The 24,259-nt window shown below is 37.2% G+C and carries 20 protein-coding genes and 1 pseudogene; 13 read left to right on the forward strand and 8 right to left on the reverse strand.

Annotated features, from left to right (window positions below):
• The first annotated feature begins 276 nt into the window (after positions 1-276).
• Entirely contained in the window at positions 277-966 is a 690-nt protein-coding gene (locus NPX98_RS04700; protein WP_269022999.1) for a nitroreductase, read from the forward strand.
• Between the two features lie 328 nt (positions 967-1,294).
• Positions 1,295-2,692, forward strand: coding sequence for an L-serine ammonia-lyase (locus NPX98_RS04705; protein WP_269023000.1), 1,398 nt, complete (start codon positions 1,295-1,297; stop codon positions 2,690-2,692).
• 482 nt (positions 2,693-3,174) lie between these two features.
• Here the strand turns inward: NPX98_RS04705 and NPX98_RS04710 are convergent, their stop codons facing one another.
• Together NPX98_RS04710 and NPX98_RS04715 are read right to left on the reverse strand one after the other, a co-directional pair.
• Complete coding sequence (locus NPX98_RS04710) at positions 3,175-3,453, reverse strand: hypothetical protein (protein WP_269023001.1); 279 nt, start codon at positions 3,451-3,453, stop codon at positions 3,175-3,177.
• 32 nt (positions 3,454-3,485) lie between these two features.
• Entirely contained in the window at positions 3,486-4,835 is a 1,350-nt protein-coding gene (locus NPX98_RS04715) for a D-alanyl-D-alanine carboxypeptidase (RefSeq protein ID WP_269023002.1), read from the reverse strand.
• A gap of 231 nt (positions 4,836-5,066) precedes the next feature.
• On the opposite strand from NPX98_RS04715, the pseudogene NPX98_RS06635 reads away from it, so the two are divergent.
• Positions 5,067-5,481, forward strand: a pseudogene (locus NPX98_RS06635) (ATP-dependent Clp protease adaptor ClpS).
• Positions 5,433-7,784, forward strand: a complete 2,352-nt coding sequence (clpA, locus tag NPX98_RS04725) for an ATP-dependent Clp protease ATP-binding subunit ClpA (protein ID WP_269023003.1) — start codon at positions 5,433-5,435, stop codon at positions 7,782-7,784. Before NPX98_RS06635 ends, clpA begins: the two are co-directional and overlap by 49 nt.
• A 7-nt stretch (positions 7,785-7,791) precedes the next feature.
• On the opposite strand, the gene NPX98_RS04730 is transcribed toward clpA, so the two are convergent.
• Both NPX98_RS04730 and NPX98_RS04735 read right to left on the reverse strand, forming a co-directional pair.
• Positions 7,792-8,214, reverse strand: a complete 423-nt coding sequence (locus NPX98_RS04730) for an HIT family protein (RefSeq protein WP_269023004.1) — start codon at positions 8,212-8,214, stop codon at positions 7,792-7,794.
• Between the two features lie 157 nt (positions 8,215-8,371).
• The gene (locus tag NPX98_RS04735; protein ID WP_269023005.1) at positions 8,372-8,833 is read right to left on the reverse strand and encodes a RidA family protein; all 462 of its coding nucleotides are present in this window, start codon (positions 8,831-8,833) and stop codon (positions 8,372-8,374) included.
• A gap of 197 nt (positions 8,834-9,030) precedes the next feature.
• Between NPX98_RS04735 and NPX98_RS04740 the strand changes: the two genes are divergently transcribed.
• From NPX98_RS04740 to fabZ, 9 genes are all read left to right on the forward strand, one after another.
• The gene (locus NPX98_RS04740) at positions 9,031-9,837 is read left to right on the forward strand and encodes an EipB family protein (RefSeq protein ID WP_269023159.1); all 807 of its coding nucleotides are present in this window, start codon (positions 9,031-9,033) and stop codon (positions 9,835-9,837) included.
• Positions 9,838-10,005: 168 nt separating this feature from the next.
• Positions 10,006-10,812, forward strand: coding sequence for a 30S ribosomal protein S2 (rpsB, locus tag NPX98_RS04745; RefSeq protein ID WP_269023006.1), 807 nt, complete (start codon positions 10,006-10,008; stop codon positions 10,810-10,812).
• A gap of 105 nt (positions 10,813-10,917) precedes the next feature.
• On the forward strand, positions 10,918-11,841 hold the full coding sequence (gene tsf / locus NPX98_RS04750; protein WP_269023007.1) for a translation elongation factor Ts: 924 nt from the start codon (positions 10,918-10,920) through the stop codon (positions 11,839-11,841).
• Positions 11,842-11,984: 143 nt separating this feature from the next.
• On the forward strand, positions 11,985-12,704 hold the full coding sequence (gene pyrH / locus NPX98_RS04755; RefSeq protein ID WP_269023009.1) for a UMP kinase: 720 nt from the start codon (positions 11,985-11,987) through the stop codon (positions 12,702-12,704).
• A 35-nt stretch (positions 12,705-12,739) separates the two neighbouring features.
• The gene (gene frr, locus NPX98_RS04760; protein WP_269023010.1) at positions 12,740-13,300 is read left to right on the forward strand and encodes a ribosome recycling factor; all 561 of its coding nucleotides are present in this window, start codon (positions 12,740-12,742) and stop codon (positions 13,298-13,300) included.
• A 786-nt stretch (positions 13,301-14,086) separates the two neighbouring features.
• Complete coding sequence (locus tag NPX98_RS04765) at positions 14,087-14,902, forward strand: phosphatidate cytidylyltransferase (RefSeq protein ID WP_269023012.1); 816 nt, start codon at positions 14,087-14,089, stop codon at positions 14,900-14,902.
• Positions 14,903-14,923: 21 nt separating this feature from the next.
• Positions 14,924-16,072, forward strand: coding sequence for an RIP metalloprotease RseP (gene rseP, locus NPX98_RS04770; protein ID WP_269023014.1), 1,149 nt, complete (start codon positions 14,924-14,926; stop codon positions 16,070-16,072).
• 213 nt (positions 16,073-16,285) lie between these two features.
• The gene (gene bamA / locus NPX98_RS04775) at positions 16,286-18,682 is read left to right on the forward strand and encodes an outer membrane protein assembly factor BamA (RefSeq protein ID WP_269023016.1); all 2,397 of its coding nucleotides are present in this window, start codon (positions 16,286-16,288) and stop codon (positions 18,680-18,682) included.
• A 1,055-nt stretch (positions 18,683-19,737) separates the two neighbouring features.
• Complete coding sequence (gene fabZ / locus NPX98_RS04785) at positions 19,738-20,205, forward strand: 3-hydroxyacyl-ACP dehydratase FabZ (RefSeq protein ID WP_269023160.1); 468 nt, start codon at positions 19,738-19,740, stop codon at positions 20,203-20,205.
• Positions 20,206-20,782: 577 nt separating this feature from the next.
• Here the strand turns inward: fabZ and NPX98_RS04790 are convergent.
• The 4 genes from NPX98_RS04790 to NPX98_RS04805 form a co-directional block, all read right to left on the reverse strand.
• Positions 20,783-21,562, reverse strand: a complete 780-nt coding sequence (locus tag NPX98_RS04790; RefSeq protein WP_269023018.1) for an amino acid ABC transporter ATP-binding protein — start codon at positions 21,560-21,562, stop codon at positions 20,783-20,785.
• Between the two features lie 81 nt (positions 21,563-21,643).
• Positions 21,644-22,351 carry an ABC transporter permease gene (locus NPX98_RS04795; protein ID WP_269023020.1) on the reverse strand — a complete coding sequence of 236 codons (708 nt, stop codon included), beginning with the start codon at positions 22,349-22,351 and terminating at the stop codon, positions 21,644-21,646.
• Entirely contained in the window at positions 22,348-23,070 is a 723-nt protein-coding gene (locus NPX98_RS04800) for an ABC transporter permease (protein ID WP_269023022.1), read from the reverse strand. Before NPX98_RS04800 ends, NPX98_RS04795 begins: the two co-directional genes overlap by 4 nt.
• 91 nt (positions 23,071-23,161) lie before the next feature.
• On the reverse strand, positions 23,162-23,914 hold the full coding sequence (locus NPX98_RS04805) for a transporter substrate-binding domain-containing protein (protein ID WP_269023024.1): 753 nt from the start codon (positions 23,912-23,914) through the stop codon (positions 23,162-23,164).
• Positions 23,915-24,259: the final 345 nt, after the last annotated feature.

Genomic DNA, 24,259 nt, shown 5'->3' on the forward strand with positions numbered 1-24,259 from the left:
TCTTAGTCTGATAAATAAGGTGATATTTATCTTTAAGTTTCTGGGGTGGTTATTTAGTATTTTAAGAATAGGTAGTGATAATAATGATATGATTGTAGGAAATAATTCTTAAATTTAAAAAAAGAAAAAATATAAAATTGCGTAAACATTTTTAAAATGTCATCAATGATTATAATAAGAAAATTATATTAACATAATTTTTTGAAAAAGATTTATCTTATTAAAGATAAATATATTTTATAATGTTTCTTTTTCTATAAAGAGAAAGTAAAAATAATGGCAGATTCTACCATTGATATTTTTCAATCTATTCTATCAAGAAAGTCTATTCGAGCTTTTACTGATCAACAGGTTGAGCAGAAAACGATCGAGGAAATCTTAAAATTTGCAGCGCGGGCACCATCTGGAACAAATCTTCAGCCTTGGCAAGTGATTGTTTTGACAGGAGAAGTATTGCAGAAAGTAGGGCAGGAACTTTCACAACTTACGCTATTAGGTGTACAAGGAAAGCGTGAACACTCTTATTATCCACGTCAGTGGCGCGAACCTTATCTTTCTCGGCGTCGAAAAATTGGTTTAGATCTTTATAAGAGTCTTGGAATTCAGAAAGGCGAACAGGATAAAATGCTTCGCCAAAAGGCGCGAAATTTTTTATTTTATGGCGCACCTGTTGGCCTTTTGTTCACGATGGATAACGATATGGAAATTGGTAGCTGGCTTGATTTGGGCATGTTTATGCAAACCTTTATGTTAGCTGCGCGTGGATTTGGATTAGATACGTGTCCCCAAGCTGCTTTTGCGGATTATCATGAGCAAATACGGACGCTTTTATCCGTACCTTCTGAACGGCATATTATCTGTGGTATGGCACTTGGTTATCGTGATATGTCTGCTCCAGAAAATAATTTTGAGACTGAACGAGAACCAATTAAAAATTTTGTGCGTTTTGTGAAGTCATGCTCCTAAACTATTTTTGTCATTTGCGTGTACATTTTCAAAAATTCGAAGCATTATAAAAAATATTTTAGTGGGAATCTATCATTTTTATTGGATTTTGTATTGTATATTGATACTTAATGCAAGTAGCTAAAGTAAAGATCATCGTGGATTATTGTTGGTACTTAAAAGGTTGAGCATGGAAGAGACTACAGAAAGAAACTGTTGGGTAGTGGCAAGACGAGCTACATTCGTATTTATTGCTGTTATTTTTTTAGCTTATCTTGTGGTATGATTTTAAGCGAGACAAAGACAATGCAACATTATACTCGAGATCAATTGAGTTTTGGGGTGAGTGGTGTTTTTATCTGTCTTTGAACTTTTTAAAATAGGTATTGGTCCCTCCAGTTCGCATACAATGGGTCCGATGACGGCTGCTAATATGTTTTTGCAAGAGATTTTAACGCAAAATTCTTTTTTGCAGTCTTCTAGGAGGATTTCTCATATCCGTGTTTATCTTCATGGTTCATTGGCTTTTACAGGAGTTGGCCATGCTACGGATCGTGCTGTTGTGTTAGGACTTTTGGGAGAAAAAGCTTCCACTGTTGATCCTGATCGCATGGAATTTTTTTTAGAACAGGTTGAACGAGAGAAAAAAGTGCAACCAGAAGGACATCCCGCTTATCAGTTTGATCTACAAAATGATCTTGTTTTCGAACGAAAACAAGCTTTGCCTGGTCATGCGAATGGTCTCGCTTTTGAGGGGCTTGACGCTGATGGAAATGTTCTCTTGCGGCGGGTTTATTATTCCATCGGTGGCGGTTTTGTTGTAACTGAGGATGAATTAAACTGTGTGGATTATAACACAAAATTGGAGATATCTCAGGTACCATATCCATTTGATTCTGCAAATGAAATGTTATCAATGGCAGCAAATTCAGGCCTTTCGATTGCTGAAATGAAGCGTATTAATGAAGAAACAAAGATGGAGCGTGCGACTCTTAACACTGGGCTTGATGAAATTTTTTTGGCTATGACTAATTGCATTGATAGAGGACTTTCACAAGAAGGTGAATTACCGGGAGGATTGTGTATTCCAAGACGTGCTAAAAAGTTGCATGATAAGCTTTTGGAAGATCGGAAAAAAAATCGCAACCATCCACTTTGGGCAAATGATTGGCTTTCTGTATATGCCATGGCCGTGAATGAGGAAAATGCAGCTGGTGGTCGTGTTGTCACTGCACCAACGAATGGTGCAGCTGGTGTTGTGCCTGCCGTTTTACGTTATTATCTCAAATTTAATGATGGTTCAGATCGGGAAGGAATACATAATTTTTTGTTGACGGCAGCAGCCATTGGTGGTGTCATTAAACACAATGCTTCTATTTCTGGTGCGGAAGTCGGTTGTCAAGGCGAAGTTGGAGCAGCATCTTCTATGGCTGCTGCAGGATTGACTGCAGCATTAGGCGGAACGCCTGCTCAAATTGAAAATGCTGCAGAAATTGCTCTTGAGCATCATTTGGGAATGACATGCGATCCAGTTGCGGGTCTTGTGCAGGTTCCTTGTATTGAACGTAACGCAATGGGTGCTGTTAAGGCTGTAACGGCTTCTTCTCTCGCTTTACATGCTAATGGGACTCATTTTGTTTCCCTCGATGCTTGTATTGAAACGATGCGTCAGACGGGGCATGATATGAGTGAACGCTATAAAGAGACAAGTAAAGCTGGTCTTGCACTTAACGCGATATCTTGTTAGGTTATAGTAATAATGCCCTATATCGAGTAAAATTTATATTGAAGTTTGCCAATAGAAGCGTTATCTTCTCAAGTTATTCTGCGTGTTGGTGAAGCCGAGAAAAAATGAACAAAAACGCATAATGTATTATATATTTATGAAGAGATTCATGCGTTATTGGAAAAGAAGTCTTTTTCAAGAAGTGTTTATGATAATATCCAATGCGGGCAGAAACATGAGGTAGGTATTTGCTATTTTATTATGACAAATGATATAATAAGGCACGCTTTGATATTAAATTCCAACTTGGCTCAATTTTCAATATATTTCTTAAGGGTGATTCTATTTAAAATCTGAAATACATTATCAACGGAAGATCAAAATTCGTGATAAATTTTTCTAAATTAAAAACAAAAACTCATCTGCTTGGGGTTTCTTTAAGAACTATGTCATGAGTAAATGTTATTTATTCATAAATTTTTTTTGTAAAAAGTGATTATAGATTAGATATTTGTAGCTCCCAGACGAATTTTAACGGGTACACTGCCAGTTTGGCTTGCAACACGTAAATGAATGCGTACAAAAGGCACAGTTGATCGGCGATTTCGAGTTGCTTGGCACATAAAAAGGCTAAAAAGTGAATGCGCACTTAGCATGGTTGGGGTGTGTTTCAAATTAGCAAGTTTGGTTGCTGCATCGTGAAGAGAACGTAATGAAAGTAAAGAAGCTTTCTTTAATAATTCTTCCTGTTCAGGTGATGTAGCAATAACATCATGTGTCATGGTATTGTCCTTAACGCAGAATCGAAGATTTTTTAATAAGCTATAGTATAGCAGTTAAAATTTGCTTTCTTTAAACTAGAACAAGCATGAGATGCAGCTTTTTTTGATTGAAAGCCAATAAACCGAGCACGGTAGTAACGATTTCCATTTTTTTCAAATAGTTGCATATGTGGTGATGCATGTTGTAAAGCTGAACGTGCTGCATTTTTTGCTTTTAAAAGTGTATCTTTTGCTTGTCTTTTATTAGGGAGCGAACCAATTTGAATAGCCCACCCACTGTTTGTTGATAAAGAGGCTGCGATGATTTTATCAGATTCAACAGACGTAACTTTGTTAGGGTTAGGGATTGGTATAATTGCTTGGTTTACAGCTGCTATTGCGGTATTAAAATTATTAGGCTGTTCTGCAAGTGCTGTTAAAAGAGTAGAAATTTCATCGTCAAAATTTGCTGAATCTGCTTTAGCGATAGGTATAGGAACAGCTGCACCAGTGGGTAAATTGTAGACTGCGTTAGCGATTAAACGTTCAGGAGCTTTTTTACGACTTGCTTTTGGTAAATACTGATTTAATAAGCTAGCCATATGGATATCCCGTTCGGTAGACGATTTTCCCCCCATAACAACAGCAACGATAGAGCGTCCTTCTACACGCATTGATGTAGCTAAATTAGATCCTGATATTTGTGTGTAACCTGTTTTAATTCCATCAACACCTTTCATTGTTCTGACTAATTTATTGTGGCTGTTAATTGTTTGTCCGCGGAAAATGAAGCTTGTTGTTTTAAACAGTTTATATTTTTGCGGAAAATGTTGGCGTAGGGCTAATGCCAAAATGGCTATATCTTGCGCTGTAGAATAATTTTGTAGATCTGGAAGACCTGAAGCGTTAGAAAAACGAGTATTTTTCATGCCAAGTTGACGAGCTTTTACCGTCATCATTCGAGCAAAGTTTTGTTCACTTCCGCCGAGATATTCAGCAATAGCAACAGCAACATCATTTGCTGATCTTGTTATAAGAGCTTTGGCAGCTGCTTCTGCAGGAATTGTGTTACCTGCTTGAATACCGATTTTTGTTGGTGGGCGTGTTGCTGCGTAGCTTGAGATAGGGATTGGCATATTGGGCGTCACACGACGTGCTTGCATAGCTTCAAAGAAGAGGTACAACGTCATCATTTTTGTTAGAGAAGCTGGATAACGTTTCATAGTTGCGTTAGCTTGGAATAAAGTTTTTCCTGTATTTGCATCTATAACAACAGCCGCGTATTTATCTGGGTAAACTCCTTTAGGGGCTGCAGTTCCCAAAGAGCAAGAAAGAGCTAAAACAATAAGAGTAATAGCCATTTTTTCACACAAATGCGCAATTTTTCGACAGTTCATATACACTTGAATATCCTATTTACACGAAATGTCCGTCAATATCTCTCTCGTTACGGTTGCTTTAAGTAGTTTAGACGAATGATGTTACTAATTTGTTTATAAAATCATGTTGTGAGCAGCTATATTTGATTTAAATTAAGCGTCAAAGAAGTTTTCTTATTCCACATACAATCAACTATTGCAATGATTATGAAAGAACTTAAGATTAATGAAAAGAATATTGCATGGAAAGTTATAATGATGCAAAAGTTGGTTACGAGTTCTATACCCCATATATGCATAATGAAAATAGCAAGAATTGGGCTAAAGAGAGGCATGACGATGCGCTTATTATTCCCAAAGTTAAAAAGCTTAAGTTATATTGTGTTCTTTTACTGAACAATGATTATACGCCTAGGATTTTGTTGCTTTTGTTTTAAAAGAGCTTTTTTTAAAAAAATCGAAGAAGCGATGCAAATTATGTTAAATGTTTATCAGAATGAGGTAGGTGAATGTGGTGTTTATATTTAATGAAGTAGCTGAGCTGAAAATTTTACAAGTTATGGAGTGTGCACGCAAAAATGAACATCCGTTACAATGTGTGTGGAGTAGAAATGAGGAATTATGCCATCTTTTACGCCTAGTCTTGAAAAGGTTTTGCATCGTGCATTAACAATTGCTACTCAAGCGCAGCATGAATATGCGACATTAGAGCATCTTTTACTTGCCTTGTTGGATGATGCCGATGCAAGTTCAGTGATTCATGCCTGTCAGGTAGATTTGGAAGAATTACGAGAGCGTTTAACCAATTATATCCAATCAGAATTAAATACACAAATTAGAACTGGTGAGGATACGAAACCGACAGCGTTTTTTCAGCGTGTTATTCAACGTGCAATAATTTATGCTCAATCAGCTGGAAAAGACGAAGTATCAGGAGCAAACATTCTTGTTGCGATTTTTTCTGAACGTGAAAGTTATGCAGCATATTTCCTTCAAGAGATGGGGATGACACGCTATGACGCTGTGCGGTTCATTTCACACGGTATCGTACGTGATGATGAGTTATCTCAGTTTCTGGAAGATCTTGAAGAGCAATTAGGTCAACATGTTTCAAATCATAGTGAACGTGTGACAAGTGCGCTTGCTGCTTATTGTGTTGATCTGAATAGCAAGGCACGTAGTGGAAAAATTGATGTATTAATTGGCCGCGATGTGGAAATTTCACGTGTGGTACAGATTTTATGTCGGAGGTCAAAAAATAATCCACTTTTGGTTGGAGATCCTGGGGTTGGAAAAACAGCTATAATTGAAGGTTTGGCTAAACGCATTGTTGATGGGCAGGTTCCAGAAGTTTTATCAAATGCAATAATATTTTCTCTTGATATGGGAGCACTTGTCGCTGGAACCCGCTACCGTGGTGATTTTGAAGAGCGGCTGAAGCAAGTTATTAAAGAATTTGAGCAATATCCTGATGCTGTTTTATTTATTGATGAAATTCATACATTGATTGGAGCGGGGGCTACATCGGGTGGCAATATGGATGCAGCGAATCTTTTAAAACCTGCGTTTTCATCAGGAGCTATTCGGTGTATTGGTTCAACGAGTTATAGAGAATATCGCAAGATTTTTGAACAAGATCATGCTTTGGAACGCCGTTTTCAGAAGATTGATATTAATGAGCCATCTGTTGCCGATGCGATTAAAATTTTAAAAGGATTGAAACCTTATTTTGAAGATTTTCATCAAATTAAATATACTGATGAAGCAATAAAGGCATCAGTAGAGTTATCTTCGCGTTATATTGCCGCCCGCCGGTTGCCGGATAAGGCAATTGATGTTGTGGATGAAAGTGGTGCAGCGCAGATGCTATTGCCCAAAAAACAGCGAAAAAAGAGCATAGGTGTCAAAGAAATCGAAGCTACCATTGCAACTATGGCAAGGATTCCTTCAAAAACAGTCTCTGGCGATGACAAAAAGATGCTTGGCAATCTGGAGAAAGAGCTCAAGCGTGTTGTATATGGGCAAGATCAAGCTATTGCAGCATTGGCATCGTCGATTAAACTCGCACGAGCAGGATTGCGTGAATCAGATAAGCCAATAGGGAGTTATTTATTTTCGGGACCAACTGGTGTTGGAAAAACTGAAGTAGCAAAACAACTCGCATCTTCTTTGGGTATTGAACTGCTCCGTTTTGATATGTCAGAATATATGGAACGACATACGGTGGCGCGTTTGATAGGGGCTCCTCCAGGTTATGTAGGCTTTGATCAGGGTGGTCTTCTCACAGATGCTGTTGATCAAAAGCCTCATTCGATTGTGTTATTAGATGAGATTGAGAAAGCTCACCCAGAGTTGTTTAATATTTTATTACAGGTGATGGATTACGGTAAATTAACCGATCATAATGGCAAGAAAATTGATTTCTGCAATACCATTTTAATTATGACAACCAATGCTGGTGCTGCAGATGCAGCAAAGCCGGCGATGGGCTTTGGTAGAATGCATCGCAATAGTGAAGATATAGAAGTAATTAATCGGTTATTTACACCAGAATTCCGTAATCGGTTAGATGCTATCATTCCGTTTGCGCATTTGTCTCAGTTAATAATCCGTCAGATTGTACAAAAGTTTATTTTTCAGCTTGAAGCACAACTGATTGATCAAGGAATCAGTTTTGAATTAAGCACTTCCGCGATGGTATGGCTTGCCAAAAAAGGATATGATTTTCAGATGGGGGCACGTCCATTAGGGCGTTTAATACAAGAACAGATTAAAAAGCCGTTAGCTGATGAAATTTTATTTGGAAAGTTGCGTAATGGTGGCATGGTTCGTGTATTGATGCACGAACCAAATGGGGAAAGAGAGGGGTTGCAGTTAGAAATATCATCTTCCAATATGTCTCCTCGTTCAAAGGAGAGTAAAGATAAGAGTTGTATAAAAAAATCTACGAGGAAAAAAACATCTGCTTCTTAAGAGAGTTCTAAAGAGCCTCTCGGATTCTTTTTGCATTTTCTTCGAGGATTTCCATAGGCGCAATAACATCATTATGAGCAGTAAGTTCTATCCCTTCCATACGAGGTATAATATGGAAATGGAGGTGGTAAACAGTTTGTTTGCTCGCTGCTTCATTCAATTGCATAATTGTTATACCATCTGCTTGAAAGGCTTTTTTAACAGCATTGGCGAGCTTTTGGACGGCTTTAATAACAGGAAACAATGTTTCGGTATTTGCATCCAATAAATTTCTAGAAGCCTTTCGGGGAATAACGAGCGTATGCCCCGGTGCTTGTGGCATAATATCCATAAATGCAATGACATCGTCGTCTTCGTAGACGCGAACAGAAGGAATTTCATTGCGAATCAATTTAGCAAAGATATTATTGTTATCATAAGCTTGTTTCATAAAGTATTCTCTTTTAGCAGTGCTCGTTGAGGAACAGAAACGATATACAATTCTCAACCTTAGAGCAGATAATGTAAATCTGCTTGAAACATTAGCCAAACAAAGCGTTTTTAACATTTCATTTTTGTTTTGTCTAGGCTATGGTGTTTATGAAGTATTAGATTTCTATAATGGCTTCAACTTCTACAGGAACATTCATAGGAAGAGCGGCGACACCAATAGCAGAGCGGGCATGCTTGCCGATTTCACCGAGGATGTTGATAAATAAATCAGAAGCTCCATTGGCAATGAGAGGAATATCAGTAAAGTTAGGATCTACGGCAACAAAAGTGGTAATTTTTATCACTCGCTTTATTTTATTTAAATCGCCAATGGCTGCTTTTGTTTGAGCCAGAATATTGAGAGCACACATTTCAGCTGACTTTTTTGCTTGTTCGGTGCTAACGGTTGCACCAACCTTTCCAATTGCTACGGGTTTTCCGTTGGAAAGCGGTAGCTGACCAGAGATAAAAAGTTGGTTACCATGTATTGATGTAGTCATATAATTTGCAATGGGTTGAGAGGCATCAGGAATAGTGATTCCTAGTTTTTTAAGACGCTTTTCTATTGAGTCGGTCATATTTTATCTCCAGTTATTTTATAATCTATTTTATAAACGATTTTCTCATTAGAGGAAATGTTTAGTTAATAGGGCGCAATCCTTTCTTGTCTTTGTGTATTGTGTATTGTGTATTTTTTATATTATATGTTTTGTATTTTTGTATCGTACGTTTTCTGTATGATGATCTACAATGGGATAGAAATTAGATGGTAGGGATAATCAAGCCATTATTTATAATGGGTTTGTATGGTGCTCTTTTTTGTGTTGCAGAAGCTGAGGAGTCTATTTTGGTGACACCTCATCGAGCGGTTTATGATTTACAGCTTGGTTACGCTGCTGATGAAACAGAAATTTTGAAGATTTCTGGGCGAATGGTTTATGAACTCACCGGTTCAGCATGTAAAGGATATGTTACGCGTTTTCGCCTTGTTTCGCGCGTTTATACTGAAAATATGCCGGTGCGTTTGATGGATCGCCAAATAATTCATTCTGAAGCAGGTGATGGTAGCGCATTTCGGTTTAGCATTGCAGAAAAAATGGGACAGGATGTTTTGAATGATGTTGCAGGAATTGCTGAACGTACTGAAAATGGAATTACAGTTAAATTAGAAAAGCCAAAAATTGATGTATATAAGTTTGCAGTTGCTGACTTTCCAATTATGAAACTAAAAAATATTATTCGACAAGCAAAATCACATCATCGATTTTACTATTCGGCTATCTTTGATGGAATAGATATGGTGAAAGAAAGTGTTGTGATTGGGGAAAAGAAGGTGCAAAGATTTGATAATATAAAGAAATTTGAAAAATTAGATGGGGAAAGTTATTGGCCTGTTACAATTTCTTATTTTGATGATACAAAAAATACGGATGGTTTGCCCATTCGCCGTATCAGTTTTCTTTTATATGAAAATGGTATCACGCACGATCTTCTTTTTGATTATGGAAGTTTTTCAGTGCGCGCAAAATTGAATAAACTTGAATTTTTCGATATTGAAAAGAATCTTGATCATTGCCAGTAGTAAAAATGATATGCAGAAAATCACTTGAAAAAAAATCAAATCTCAGTATGCTAGCCTCACATTCCACACGCGAGATTTGGGTGTTTTCGAGAAGATTTTGTAAACATCCGCCGGTAGTAGGTTTTCTTGCTTTTTTTCGCGGAGGTTTAACCGGAAAGGATAAAACTTATGGCATTACCAGATTTCACTATGCGCCAGCTTTTAGAAGCGGGTGTTCATTTTGGTCACCAGACACATCGCTGGAACCCAAAGATGGCTCCGTATATTTACGGTCATCGTAATAATATTCATATTATTGATCTTGCTCAGACTGTTCCTCTTTTGCATCAAGCACTGAAACTTGTTTCGGATACGGTTGCACGTGGTGGTCGTGTTCTATTTGTTGGTACCAAACGTCAGGCATCTGATATTATTGCCGATGCAGCTAGTCGCTCAGCGCAATATTATGTCAATGCGCGCTGGCTTGGCGGTATGCTGACCAATTGGAAAACAATTTCGAATTCGATACATCGTTTGCGTAAGCTTGACAATCTTCTTGCTGCTGAAGCGCAGGGTTTTACTAAAAAAGAGCGTTTGAATCTTGAACGTGATCGTGAGAAACTCCATCGCGCGCTTGGCGGTATTAAGGATATGGGATCTATTCCAGATCTTATGTTTATAATTGATACGAATAAGGAAAGTATTGCTATTCAAGAAGCGAAACGTTTAGGTATTCCAGTTGTCGCTGTTATTGATACGAATTGCGATCCTGATGGTATTGATTATCCGATCCCAGGTAATGATGATGCTTCGCGCGCGGTTTCTCTTTACTGTGATCTTGTTGCTCGTGCGGCTCTTGATGGTATTGCTCGTCAGAGAGGTGCTATGGGCATTGATTTGGGGGCTCAGGCTGATATTGTTGTTGATCCCGTTTTGGAACAGGTTGATATCGCCGTTGATCCCATTTTAGAGGATGTAGTTCCGGTTTCTAAATAATGATTTGAAAACACCTGTTCAGGTGCTTAATTTTTAATGAAAAGGTTATGGCGTGCACAGTTTTCTATGCACGCTTTTGTTGTTGTAAAATAAATAGAGGCAAATATGAGTATTACTGCTGCACAAGTGAAAGAACTTAGGGAATTATCGGGCGCTGGTATGATGGATTGCAAGGCAGCTCTAGCGGAAACAAATGGCGATATGGAGGCTGCGGTTGATTGGCTTCGTAAAAAGGGGATAGCTAAAGCAGATAAAAAGGCTGGACGTACAGCAGCTGAGGGGTTGGTTGGTGTTGTATCAAATGGTTTAAATGCTGTTTTGGTTGAAGTTAATTCTGAAACAGATTTTGTTGCACGTAATGATGAATTTCAGGCTATTGTACGCAATGTGGCGACTGTTGCTTTGGATATAGAAAGTAGTATTGAATCTGTTCTTTCCTCTCGTTATCCGGGTTCTGAAAAGACTGTAGATGAAACAATTAAGGATGCGATTGGTACAATTGGCGAGAATATGACGCTTCGTCGTTTGGCTAAATTATCTGTTAAGGATGGTGTTGTTGCTACTTATATCCATAATGGTGTGGCTGAAGGCCTTGGTAAGCTCGGGGTTTTGGTTGCTGTTGAAACTACCGGAAATAAGGAAGCGGCAGTTGCTTTTGGTCGTCAAGTTGCAATGCATGTTGCTGCAACCAATCCATTAGCATTGATAGCAGAGGAGGTTGATGCTGGCGCTGTTGAACGTGAAAAAGCGATTTTTTCAGAACAGGCACGTCAGTCTGGAAAACCTGAAAATATTGTTGAAAAGATGGTGGAAGGCCGCATGCGTAAGTTCTACGAAGAAGTTGTTCTGTTATCTCAGGCTTTTGTAATGAATCCTGATATTACTGTTGAATCTGCTTTGAGAGATGCTGAAAAAGCGATTGGTGCGCCGGCAAAAATTACTGGCTTCATTCGTTTTGCATTAGGCGAAGGTGTGGAAAAGGAAGAGACTAATTTTGCTGCAGAAGTTGCTGCTGCAGTAAAATGTTGATTATGTTGTGAATTGTTGAACAGAAATTCAAGTCTGCACAACTAATACGAAAAAAATTATAACTATTTGAAGGGCATCACGTGACAAGGTGGTGCCCTTAGTGTATCGAAGACAGAAATGAGTGTGCTCTTTGGAGATGATTAATGACATTAGCTCTTCGATATAAACGTATTCTATTAAAAGTGTCTGGTGAGGCGCTTATGGGGGGACAAAGTTTTGGAATTGATGTTTCAGTTGCAGACCGTATTGCTGCTGATATTGCTGAAGTGCGGGCAATAGGCGTTGAAGTCGCTATTGTTATAGGTGGAGGCAATATTTTTCGTGGGGTTGCTGTTGCTTCATATGGTGGAGACCGTGTGACTGGCGATCACATGGGAATGCTTGCAACTGCTATTAATTCTTTGGCATTGCGAACATCATTGACAAAATTAGGAGTTGAAACGGTTGTATTATCTGCGATTGCTATGCCACAAATTTGCGAGAGTTTTTCACAGCGTAAAGCGATAAGTTATATGAACCAGGGAAAAGTTGTTATTTTTGCAGGTGGTACAGGTAATCCATTTTTTACAACTGATTCTGCTGCTACTTTACGGGCAGCTGAGATTGGTGCGGATGTTTTATTAAAAGGAACGCAAGTAGATGGTATTTATTCAGCGGATCCAAAGGTAGATCCTACGGCTAGGCGTTTTGATCAATTAACGCATGTCGAGGTTTTGCAGCTAGGCTTGTCTATTATGGATACAACAGCGGTAACTTTAGCGCGTGAAAACAATGTTCCAATAATTGTATATTCTATTCATGAAAAGGGAGGTTTAGCTAAAATATTGAATGGAACGGGGCGGTTTACGATAGTATCGGAATAAGGTAATCTTCAAGGTGCAACAAAGGAGACAGAAATATGAATGTTACATCGATTATGGATGATCTGAAGCGTCGTATGGATGGTGCTATTTCGGCTTTTAAGCACGAGTTAAGTGGTTTGCGAACTGGGCGAGCATCAGCCAGTTTATTAGAGCCGTTGACAATTGAGGCTTATGGTTCGGTTGTGTCTATAAATCAGGTTGCTAATATTTCTGTTCCAGAACCGCGAATGCTTTCAGTTTCTGTTTGGGATAAAACGATGGTAGGAGCTGTTGAACGAGCTATTCGTGATTCTGGTCTTGGTTTAAATCCTATCAGAGATGGTATGAATTTGCGTATTCCTTTACCTGAATTGAATGAAGAACGCCGTAAGGAACTGGTAAAGATTGCGCATCAATATGCGGAGCAAGCGCGTATTGCTACTCGCCATGTTCGTCGTGATGGTATGGATAATTTGAAGAAGTTAGAAAAAGAGGGCGAAATAAGTCAGGATGAGTCCCATAGCTTGTCTGAGAAGGTTCAAAAACTCACGGATGAAACTATTGCGCATATTGATAAGATTTTGGTTATGAAAGAAGCTGAAATTATGCAAGTTTAAGATTTTTTCTTGTTTTTTTGACAAAAAAATCTCATTTGCACCACATTATCGTTATTATGGATGAAGATTGATGATGGGCGCAGGTATGGTTCTAGCTCGTGTAGTTGAGCGTAAAGTTGGAATAAATGCGCTTCGGTGATTATATTATACAGAGAAGATTGGTTTAGAGTGGTGGGTGATTTTTGATTTTTGTCTCAAAATTGGACAAGGTTACCTACTAAAGTAAACCATTTGACGGGATTGTTAAAAGCTTTCGTTAAATATGATTTTTTGAGTTACGTAACAAGAATGTCTGTATTCACATTATTGACGATGGATCAAGTAGTTCTGGAGATATTTTAGAGGAGTTTATCAATAGAATAATGATAAATATTAATAATGGTCTTAGTCTTATTATTGCTTCTAGTCATGGTAGGTACAAGAGGGTAAACTGGGTAGTGCATTGTTGTGTGCAATTGGTTTTAATTTATAAGCAGATTAACTGATAGTTTAGCACAAATTGCTTTGATATTAAGCGCGTATCGAGTCCTAATTTAATTATTCGCACAAGTGGAGAATAGTGTTTTTTTTTATTTTATAGCAGGTGATAAATTTTGAATTGTATTTTTCTGTTTTTGCTCTGCTTTTTATAGATAAGTTTTTGAAGCGTTAAAGACTGATTATCGGTTTCGTGGGTGTCGCTTTAGTTTATTGAAGTCTGTGATAATTCTAAATGAGACACACAAAATATGAAGGTAAAACAATGTCGTGTTTTTCTTCTCTATTTTTTATTTTTTGGAGATGCCTTTGTCTAATCTTATTTCTCGCACTCTGACAGCCTTTGTTTTTGGCGCTATTACTTTGTATTTAACATGGGTTGGAGGCATTTTGTTTTTTTTGTTTGCATGGGGAATTGGTGGTTTTATTCTGTATGAGTGGGTTAGTATCACAAAAGAAAAGTGGCGTTTTTTACAAAAAATATTGGCTGGTATTTTTTATTTAATTTTTGGTTTGTTTTTGGTATCGGGCATATCAGCTTTATTGATTTTTGGTCTTTTGATTGTTTTTGCGGTTTTATTGGGTATGTTGTCTGTTAGAAATATTGGTTGGGTTTCTTTCGGTTTTTTATATGCTTCTTTTCCAGTTGTGGCTTTGTCTTTCTTGCGGGGTTATGAAATATTAGGATTCTGGGTGGTTATTTTTTTATTTACGATCGTGTGGGGAACAGATGTTGCTGCATACTTTAGTGGGCGCGCGCTTGGTGGTCGTAAATTAGCGCCCAGATTTTCTCCTAATAAAACGTGGTCAGGAGCGTTTGGTGGTACTGTTGCGGGAATTTTGGGTGGTATACTGGTTGCTCTTTTAGTTTTTGATATAAGTTCCACACTTTTTTTTGTGCTATTGCTTGCTTTTATTTTATCGGTGATTTCGCAGATAGGCGATCTAGGACAATCATGTTTAAAAAGGCGATTTTCTGTTAAAGATTCCGGTTATTTATTACCTGGACATGGTGGATTTATGGATCGGATGGATGGATTGGTCGCTGCCGCTTTCCTTCTTTATTTAATTGGTGCGATTATATCTGGTGTGAATACACCTTTTAATTTTTTTACTATGCTTTAATCTAGGGGGGGAGGAAATATTTTGGAGCTTTTGAATTACATACTTGGCATAGGTGATTTATTTTTGAGAGGTTTGAGTATTGTTTTTATTATTGTGATTATTATCTTTGTTCACGAAATGGGGCATTATCTTGTTGGGAGATGGTGTGGTATTCAAGCATCAGTTTTTTCACTTGGATTTGGGCCACAAATATTGAGTTATGTAGATAAGCGTGGTACACGGTGGCGTTTAGCGCTGTTTCTTCTAGGGGGATATGTAAGATTCAGTGAGGATGAGAGTGGTGCAGGTGTTCCATCCTCGCGATCAATTTTGCTGATGTCTGGTTCCTTTGCGAATGCTCATGCTTGGAAAAGAGCGATAACTGTATTTGCTGGTCCTTTATTCAATGTTCTTTTTACCGTTGTTGTTTTGACATTTTTTTTCTTTTCTTATGGGCGTGTTGCTATTGAACCCGTTGTTGGTTCTTTGGTAGAAGATTCTCCTGCTATTCAGGCAGGATTAGTACGAGGTGATCGCTTTGTTGAAATGGATAGTAAACCTGTTACAAGTTTTGAAGATTTGATGGCTTATGTCACTTTTCGTGGCGGAAATCCCATAAAGTTTAAAATGGAGCGTATGGGGGAGATATTTAATACGGTCATCACGCCCGCGGTGATTGAGCGGGATGATGGGTTTGGCAATCGGATTCTAAGTGGTATGATTGGTGTGGGTGCACCGGTTGATCCTAATAATCCCATGCGTTTAGATCGTACTTATGCAAAATATATTAGCTATAATTTTTGGGAGGCGATAGAAGAAGCATCAGAACGCACAACATTTGTTATAACTCAAACAATTTTGTTTATTGGTCGTTTAATGAAAGGGCGAGAAGATCATTGTCAGTTAAGTGGCCCTTCTAAGACCGTTAAAATTGCTTGGCATGTTAGTGAATCGGGTTTTATCTCACTGTTGAATTTTATGGCTCTTCTTTCGATTGGCGTTGGACTCGTTAATCTTCTGCCAATTCCACCACTTGATGGTGGATATTTATTATTTTATATTATTGAAGCTGCAGTAGGAAGACCAGTGCCAGATAAAATTCGGGAGGTTATTCTACATATGGGCCTTTTTGTTGTTCTCATATTTATGATTTTTGTGTTATTTAATGATTATTTTTGTTGGTTTCGCTAATAAATCATGGAAAACATTTTGCAAATTAGATAATAATATGAGAATTCAAATTGGGAAGAGTCGTTTACTATATTCGCAGAATTTTGTGGTGTTGTACGCTATAATTAGTAATTAATATGAAGAGAAAATGGCAGTCTCATTTGAATAAAGTTGTTATGGCGGTTAACTTTTTGAGACATAGCGTCCAGAGAAATTAAATAAGGTAAAAAGCCAATGACTACGAGTTCAAAATTTTTAAATGCAGTATCTGTATTGGTATTAGCCGTGACTGTAAATGTTTCAACAGCAGCTGTTATGTCAATTGCGGTGGTTGGAGAGGCTCAGGCATCTGTTGTTCGTTCTATTGAGATTCAGGGTAATAAGTTTATAAATTCTCGTGTAATTCGAGATAATGTAGCTATTAAGCCTGGAAAGAGTTTTAATCGTAGCGATATTGATGCAGCAGTGAAAAATCTTTTTGGATTGGGTTTGTTTTATGATGTTAAAATAAATCAGGTAGGCAATAAGTTGATCGTAGCAGTCAAGGAGTATGAGGTCGTTAATCAAGTATTATTCAAAGGGAATAAATCTCTCAAAGATCATGATATTAAGCGTTTCATTTCTTTGAAAGAAAATGAACCTTTCAATTCTGCTAAGCTTTCAGCTGATATAAATATAATACGTGAAGCTTATAAAACTGTTGGCCGAAATAACGTTGTTATAACAACTCAGACTGTTGATTTAGGAAAAGGACGGGTCAATGTAGTCTTCAACATCTCTGAAGGTCAGAGGATGCAGATTACTGATATTACCTTTGAGGGGAATAATGCATTTGGGGCGCGCCGTTTACGCGATGTGATTGTAACAAAGCCTTCAGGAATATTTTCATTATTGATGAGAGGTGACGTTTATACTGAAGAACGTTTAGCTGTTGATGAAGAGGTTTTACGTCGTTTTTACTATAACCATGGTTATGCAGATTTTCGAATTATTTCATCTAAAGCAATTTTTGATGAAAGTAGGAATGCGTATAAAATCAGTTTCGTTTTTGATGAGGGAGCGCACTATAAAATTGGTGATGTTCGGGTTGAAAGCGATATTGATGGAGTGGATATTCAGTCTATAAAAAAGGCACTTAAAACGCATCCGGGTGATGTTTATAGTGCAAGAGAAATTGAGGAATCTGTTGCGATTATTAATAGTAAAATTTCTGATTCTGGATATGCTTTTGCTAAGGTTGAGCCGCGAGGAAATCGTGATTTCAAGAATCATACAATTTCGCTTGTTTATAACATTGAGCGAGGGCCTCGAGCTTATGTTCAGCGGATTGAAATACGCGGGAATACAAAGACTCGTGATGATGTTATTCGCCGTGAAATTGATTTGAATGAAGGTGATGCTTACAATCAGACATTAGTGCAGCGAGCAAAAAGTCGACTAGAGGGTTTGGGCTTTTTCCGAGGAGTTAATATTTCCATGGTTCCCACTGATCAGCCTGATCAGGTCATATTGGTTATAGATGTAGTGGAAGCGCCAACAGGAGATCTTTCTCTTTCTGGAGGTTATACAACAGGTGGTACGAGTCCTGGTATGTCATTTGAAGCGTCTGTTACTGAACATAATCTTGGAGGACGTGGTCAATATGTCCGTTTGGGAGTGGGTGCTGGGCAAGGAAATTCCCGTAATTATAATTTTTCTTTTGTTAATCCTTATTTATTTGGTTATCGTTTATCTTCTGGTATTGATATTTTTCGCAATACCTATCGTGTTGACGATGCGTATGATGTGAGGCAAACAGGCGGTTCCCTTCGATTTGGAATGCCAATTAGTGACAACGTATCCGCTAATGTGGCTTATTCTTATGTGCATGAAGAGTATGATTTTGGTGGGAATTATGACTTAACTGATGATGGAGTCAGGAAAGAATTATACGATAAATATTCTGGTGCGATTGTTCAGGCTGCAGAGCATCGTCCGTGGATACGTTCGTCAGTTAGTTTTGGTTTGACTTATAATTCTATCGACAATATGAGAAATCCGCATAATGGTTTATACGCTCGCGTTGTTCAAGAATTTGCGGGGCTTGGTGGACATGCACAGTTCTTGAAAACAACTGGTAAGGCGATGATGTACAAGACGCTTTCTGATAGAATGGATCTTGTGGGCTTATTGTCTATTGGTGGTGGTTATATCCACGGATTAGGTAATGAAGGTCTCCGTATCTTTGATATGTTTAAAAGTAACCTTGATATGATACGAGGGTTTAGATACAATGGGATAGGTCCACGTCAGCTTTCCAATAAAGGTGAAGTATATTTTGTAGGTGGTACAACATATACGAATGCAACTGCTGAAGTGCAGTTTCCTATACCAATAATACCTGATCATTTAGGTTTCCGTGGAGCTTTTTTTGCAGATGCTGCAACGCTTTCTGGTAATGATTATAAGCCTGTTTTGAAGGATGAACCGCCGATTACAAATATTGGCAGTTCGTGGCGTACGTCTGCGGGTGCAAGCTTGCTATGGGATTCACCATTTGGTCCGTTACGTTTGGATTATGCTTGGCCGATACATAAACAAGAAGGTGATCAAGTACAGCAATTCAATTTTGGTATTTCTACTAAATTCTAATTTGAACTTTTTCAAAAAGGGATTTTTAATAAAGGGTTGAATTTATGCTGAGAGGCGTATTTTGATAACAAGTGTACTTTTCTTTGCGCCTATTGGCAATTAGCGCTTGATAATGTTGCAGAATTAACGAGAGAAAAAATTCTTAATCCGGAATTTTCAGAGATTATAAATACTCTTTCTTCTGTTGAAAGCGTTGAGGAAAGAGTCTTTATTCTCGTGGATAAGGGAATTTTTATGCTTGATTTTAAAATTCTGTAATTGCTATTTTTTCGTTTATGATGCTGTTTTAAAGATTTATATTAGCCTTGGTGGTGATATTTATGCTGCCGCATAATTTTGCTCAAATCGGGCGCATTTTTATTTCCGTCTTCTGTTAAGTTATTGCCTTTGGTTGACCAAAAAGAAATTTCATCGCATAGCGTGTATTCATCCAAGCGATAAACTTGAATATAATGTGTGTATTGAAGCAGGTGCTATTATTGGTAGAGACGTTGAAATTGGTGTAGTTACTTTTATTTCATAGGCTGGTGTTATCGCTAAAATTGCTGGGCTTGAGTGTGAATGCTTTATTGCTTCTAGGATTATAATTCAATATTCTTTAATAGGCGGTAGGATTCATCTTTACTCCGTATTTTTATCGGAGAGAGTGGTTTTTGTTACGTTTATAGCGTTTTTAGAGTTGAAAAAATCTACAGTTTTGTCGTGTAAATTATCCAAAAAAGATGATGTAGAAATTAGCGCGAATATAACGATTGATTGCGGAGCATTTGAAGGTATAATTATTGCCGAAAGGAAAAAAATTGATAATTTGCTACAGATCACTCATAATATGAGAAATCGTCGTTATTATCTTATTGTTACTTAATGCGGAAATGTCGAAGTTTTGGATCCTATCAAATAGGCAAATGTGTTCAGATTTCCGCGGGTAGTGGTGTTATGAATAATATTCCAGATGTTGAAAAATGGGACGGCAGTTTAGTACGACCATTGAAGAGTGGTTTCGTGAAGTCGCGGTTCTGTATGATATTAGCAAGGTGAAAGGGAGAAACATTAATATGATCAGCACCATGGAAACGAAAAGTTTAGAAGCTGTAGATATTGATAAATTGTTATCAGTATTACCGCACCGTTATCCATTTTTATTGATTGATCGTATCGTTGAAATTGACGGTGAGCAAAAAGCTGTAGGTATTAAGAATGTAACAATTAATGAACCACATTTTATGGGTCATTTTCCTACAAAGCCGGTTATGCCTGGCGTTTTGATTTTAGAAGCTATGGCACAAACAGCGGGTACAATTTCACTTTTAAGATTGGGTGATAAGAAAGCAAATTTAGTCTATCTGATGACTGTTGATAATGCGAAATTTCGCAAGCCAGTTGTGCCTGGTGATCAGTTAAGAATTCATGTTCAGCTATTAAAAAAGCGTTCTAGTGTTAGACGTTTTTTGTGTATTGCAGAGGTAGAAGGTGTCCGTGTTGCTGAGGCAGAGGTTTCTGCTATGATTGCCGAATCAGAATAAATGATGAAATAGGAATTTAGAAATTGTCTGACATATAAACTCATCCAACTTTCTTTGTGGAGAAGAGGGGGGGATAAAGTTTAATGCATCAGTAGAATTACTTTGTCACATTTGTTTGGAAGCTGTTGTTGATGATAGATGCAATTTTGGATACTGATTTGCGCAATAATAAATATGAGGGGAGCTATATAACTCTGTCTATTAATAAAAGCTGTCTGATACAAGAAGTATAATAATGCATAGAGGTTCTGTGCTTCAATGTCGGTATGACAATTATTGTAATATTGTAACGATAATTTCCAATTTTTTATTGTATGCAGATCGTATATAATGGTCATTTAATGATAAGCCTTCTTGTTCCAGAATATTTTGATGAATTTTGGCGCTCTAATACATTTGCAAGGCAAAAGCCATTTTTGCATAATCATTTGATAATCCAATTTTTGAGGTTTTTGATATGATGGAAAAGAAAGTGACAACCAAATTGCCAGAAGGCCGTAATGGTTGTTTGAACGATCGCAAATTCTTTCAAAAAATATCAAGTCACTCGGAATTATAGATAAAATAATATCGATAATTAATGTTTAATTTTAGCAAGGAAATCGCGAGCGCGTTGACTTTTAGGATTTGTAAAAAATATATCAGATGTCGTATCTTCGATAATTTTTCCATTTTCTAGAAAGAGTATTCTTTTTGAAACTTCGCGAGCAAAACCCATTTCATGGGTAACACAGAGCATTGTGATCCCTGTATTTGCTAGTTGAACTATAACATCCAAAACTTCTCCTACACTTTCTGGGTCAAGAGCTGATGTTGGTTCATCAAAAAGCATCACTTCAGGTTCCATACAAAGTGCGCGTGCAATAGCAACACGTTGTTGTTGTCCTCCAGAGAGTTGTAGAGGATATTTTTCAGAGTATTTTTCGATACCCACATGAGCAAGATAACGAATTGCTCGTTCTTGTGCTTGTTGTTTGGAAAGCCCTTGGACTGTTATAGGTGCTAAAATACAATTTTCCATAACAGTCATATGTGGAAATAAATTAAAGTTTTGAAAAACCATTCCTATTTTGCGGAGAACATTTTGTTGCTGTTTTATAGGGGCAGTGTAAATATCAACATTATGAACGCAGATTGAACCTTCTTGTGCTTGTTCTAATTGATTGATGCAACGAATTAAGGTCGATTTTCCTGATCCTGAAGGGCCACAAATAACAATGCGCTCACCAGCGTTTATGTTGAAATTAATATCATGTAATACTCGAGAACTCCCATACCATTTATTTAAATTCCTAATAGAGATAACCAGGTTTTTAGTCGTATCGATAGACTTATTATGTATATTTTCAGGATTCATTTTGTTGTATTTCTTTCATGAATGAATAAGTCGATTAATTTAATATTTCAGTTTTATAAAGATTTTTGTGATTGTTTTAGTTTACCGTAAATATCGAGTGAGGCGGTACTCTATAAGAATAACAAAACGATGAACGAGTTCAACGATAAGAAGATACAGAATAGCTGCCCAAACGTAAACTTGGAAATCGAAAGTACGTGAGTAGGTTGCTTTGGCAACACCCATTAAATCATAGACAGTTACGAGTGAAGCAAGAGCACTGGATTTAATCATTAAAATAAACTCATTTCCTAATGGGCGTATTGCCATAATCATTGCTTGTGGAAGAATAATTTTGAAAAATGTGACAGTTTTACTTAACCCTAAAGCTTTTGATGCCTCATGTTGTCCCGCTGCTACTGATAGAAAGCTTCCTCTAAAGATTTCAGACTGATAGGCAGCAGAGTTGAGAGAACAAATGAAAAGACAACAGTACCATGCGTTTTGAAAAAACCACCATAAACCAACTTTTTGCCAGAATTCAGCCATTGATCCTAGGCCATAGTAAAAAAGAAATAGTTGCGTCAATAAAGGAGAGCCGCGAAAAAAATAGACATAAGTGCGTGCAAAATAGTGCAAGAGCTTATTGTTTGATAAACGCGCAAGCGTAATAATTATGCCAAGAAAACAACCTATAAAGGAAGAAATAAAGGCAAGCTCAAGAGTTACAATAAGGCCATTAATGAATTTTGGCCCGTAATTGCTTAAGAGTGTCGGGTTAAAAAGAAAATAGAGCCATTCAGGAATCATTTAACCAATGCCTTTTGATATTCTATTTGAGTACGTGATTCTAGGTGGCGAAAAATTGTGGAAAAAAAGGCTGAAAGTAATAGATAGAGCAAGCATGCAACAAGATAAAATAGTAAAGGCTTACTCGTTGCTGCAGCTGCTAAACTAGTTTGTCGCATAATATCGACAAGTGAAATGGTTGAAACAAGAGATGTATCTTTGAGCAAAGTAAGCCAATTGTTGGTGAGTCCTGGTAGAGCATTGCGAAGCAACTGAGGAAAAACAATACGAAAAAATGTATTTGATCGTGAAAGTCCCAGAGCTTTAGCTGCTTCATATTGGCCTTTATCAAAGATTTTGAATGCTCCGAGCCAAACTTCGCAAGAAAAGGCGGCAAAAACCATACTGAGCGCAAGAATACCAGCAGTAAAGGAACTTATGTTAAATATCATTTTGATATTAAAACATTCAAGTACAGTTTGAATAAGACTTTGTAGCCCATAATAAACCAGAAATAAGGTCAAGAGCTCCGGTAGACTGCGGAATACTGATGAAAACGAGCTTGCTATAGCTCTAACTATCTTGACATTAGATTGCATCATTACTGCGTTTAGAAGCCCTAAAGGAAGCCCCAGGAGCATACAGCAAAAAGCCAATGACAATGTCGTCCCTGCACTCAACAATATGACTACACCCCATCCACCATTGCCAAATGATAGCAATGCTAAATTTTCAATCATCTCAGAGTTCCTAATAAAGATTTAGATAATTGTTGTTTAGAAATAAATAGCGTGTTCAATTTTTAGCCCTTATTAAGTATCAATTGAATACTTAATAAATATCAATTTCAAAATATTTTTTTCTAATTCTATCATATGTTCCATCTTCACGTATTTTTTTGATGGCTTCATTAAATTTTTCTCTAAGATCATTATCACTTTTACGTATCCCAATTGCGACAGGGAATTTTGTTCCTTCAAGGGTTCCTAGAAGTCGGCAACAGTCTTTTCCTTCGTTTTTAAGCCAGTTTAATGTTTGTATTTGATCAAGGATAATAGCATCAAGGCGATGGCTTAAAAGATCGTGATTTACTTCTATTGTGGTGGGATAGAATTTAATGTTTACTCCTTTAGAAGCATAGTTGTCTTCGGCATATAAAGCTTGTGTCGTATTTGATTGTACGCCAAGTGTTTTACCTTTAAATGCTTCTACAGAGATTTCTTGAATTTTAGAATTTTTAGGAACAATTGCAGCTAACGCTGTGCTATAATAAGCGTCCGTGAAGTCAATTTTTTTTAATCGTTCTGGTGTAGGAGTAAGAGATGCAATGATAGCATCATATTTGTTTACAAGAAGACCGGGAATGATGCCATCAAAATCCTGATTTGTGACTATGCATTCAACTTCCATTTTCTCACAAAGTGCGTAAGATATATCAATATCAAAACCGCGGAGTTTATTGGTTGAGTCAACATAACTGAATGGAGGATAGGAACCTTCACTTGCAATTTTCAGCGTTTTAGCATGGAGCGATTGAGCAAATAATGTTACACTTGCTATGAGCGTTACTGCTAATAATTTCATTACGTTCTCCTGTTGGGGATACAAGAAGATGTTGAGCTATCATATATTTTTATCATCTGTAAACTTTTTTAAGAAAAATGCAAAAATATGTTAGTATTTTTTTTATGCTCATTAAACATTATTATTACAAAATTATTACAAAAATTTTTTACTCGTTTTAAGTACCAATATGATAGAATACAGGTCGGAAATCAATATCTTATTGATTGTATTAAAGATTTTTTGTCTAAGATATTTCATATCCATTATTTTGTTTACGCAAATCTATAATTTTTTGAGAAAAGCGCTATCAAATTTAATAATAAAAAAGCTGAAATCTTAGGGTTAAAAAGTAAATTTTTAGAA

Origin of the sequence: Bartonella sp. A05 (assembly GCF_026930145.1) — a bacterium.
Classification (GTDB): Bacteria; Pseudomonadota; Alphaproteobacteria; order Rhizobiales; family Rhizobiaceae; genus Bartonella.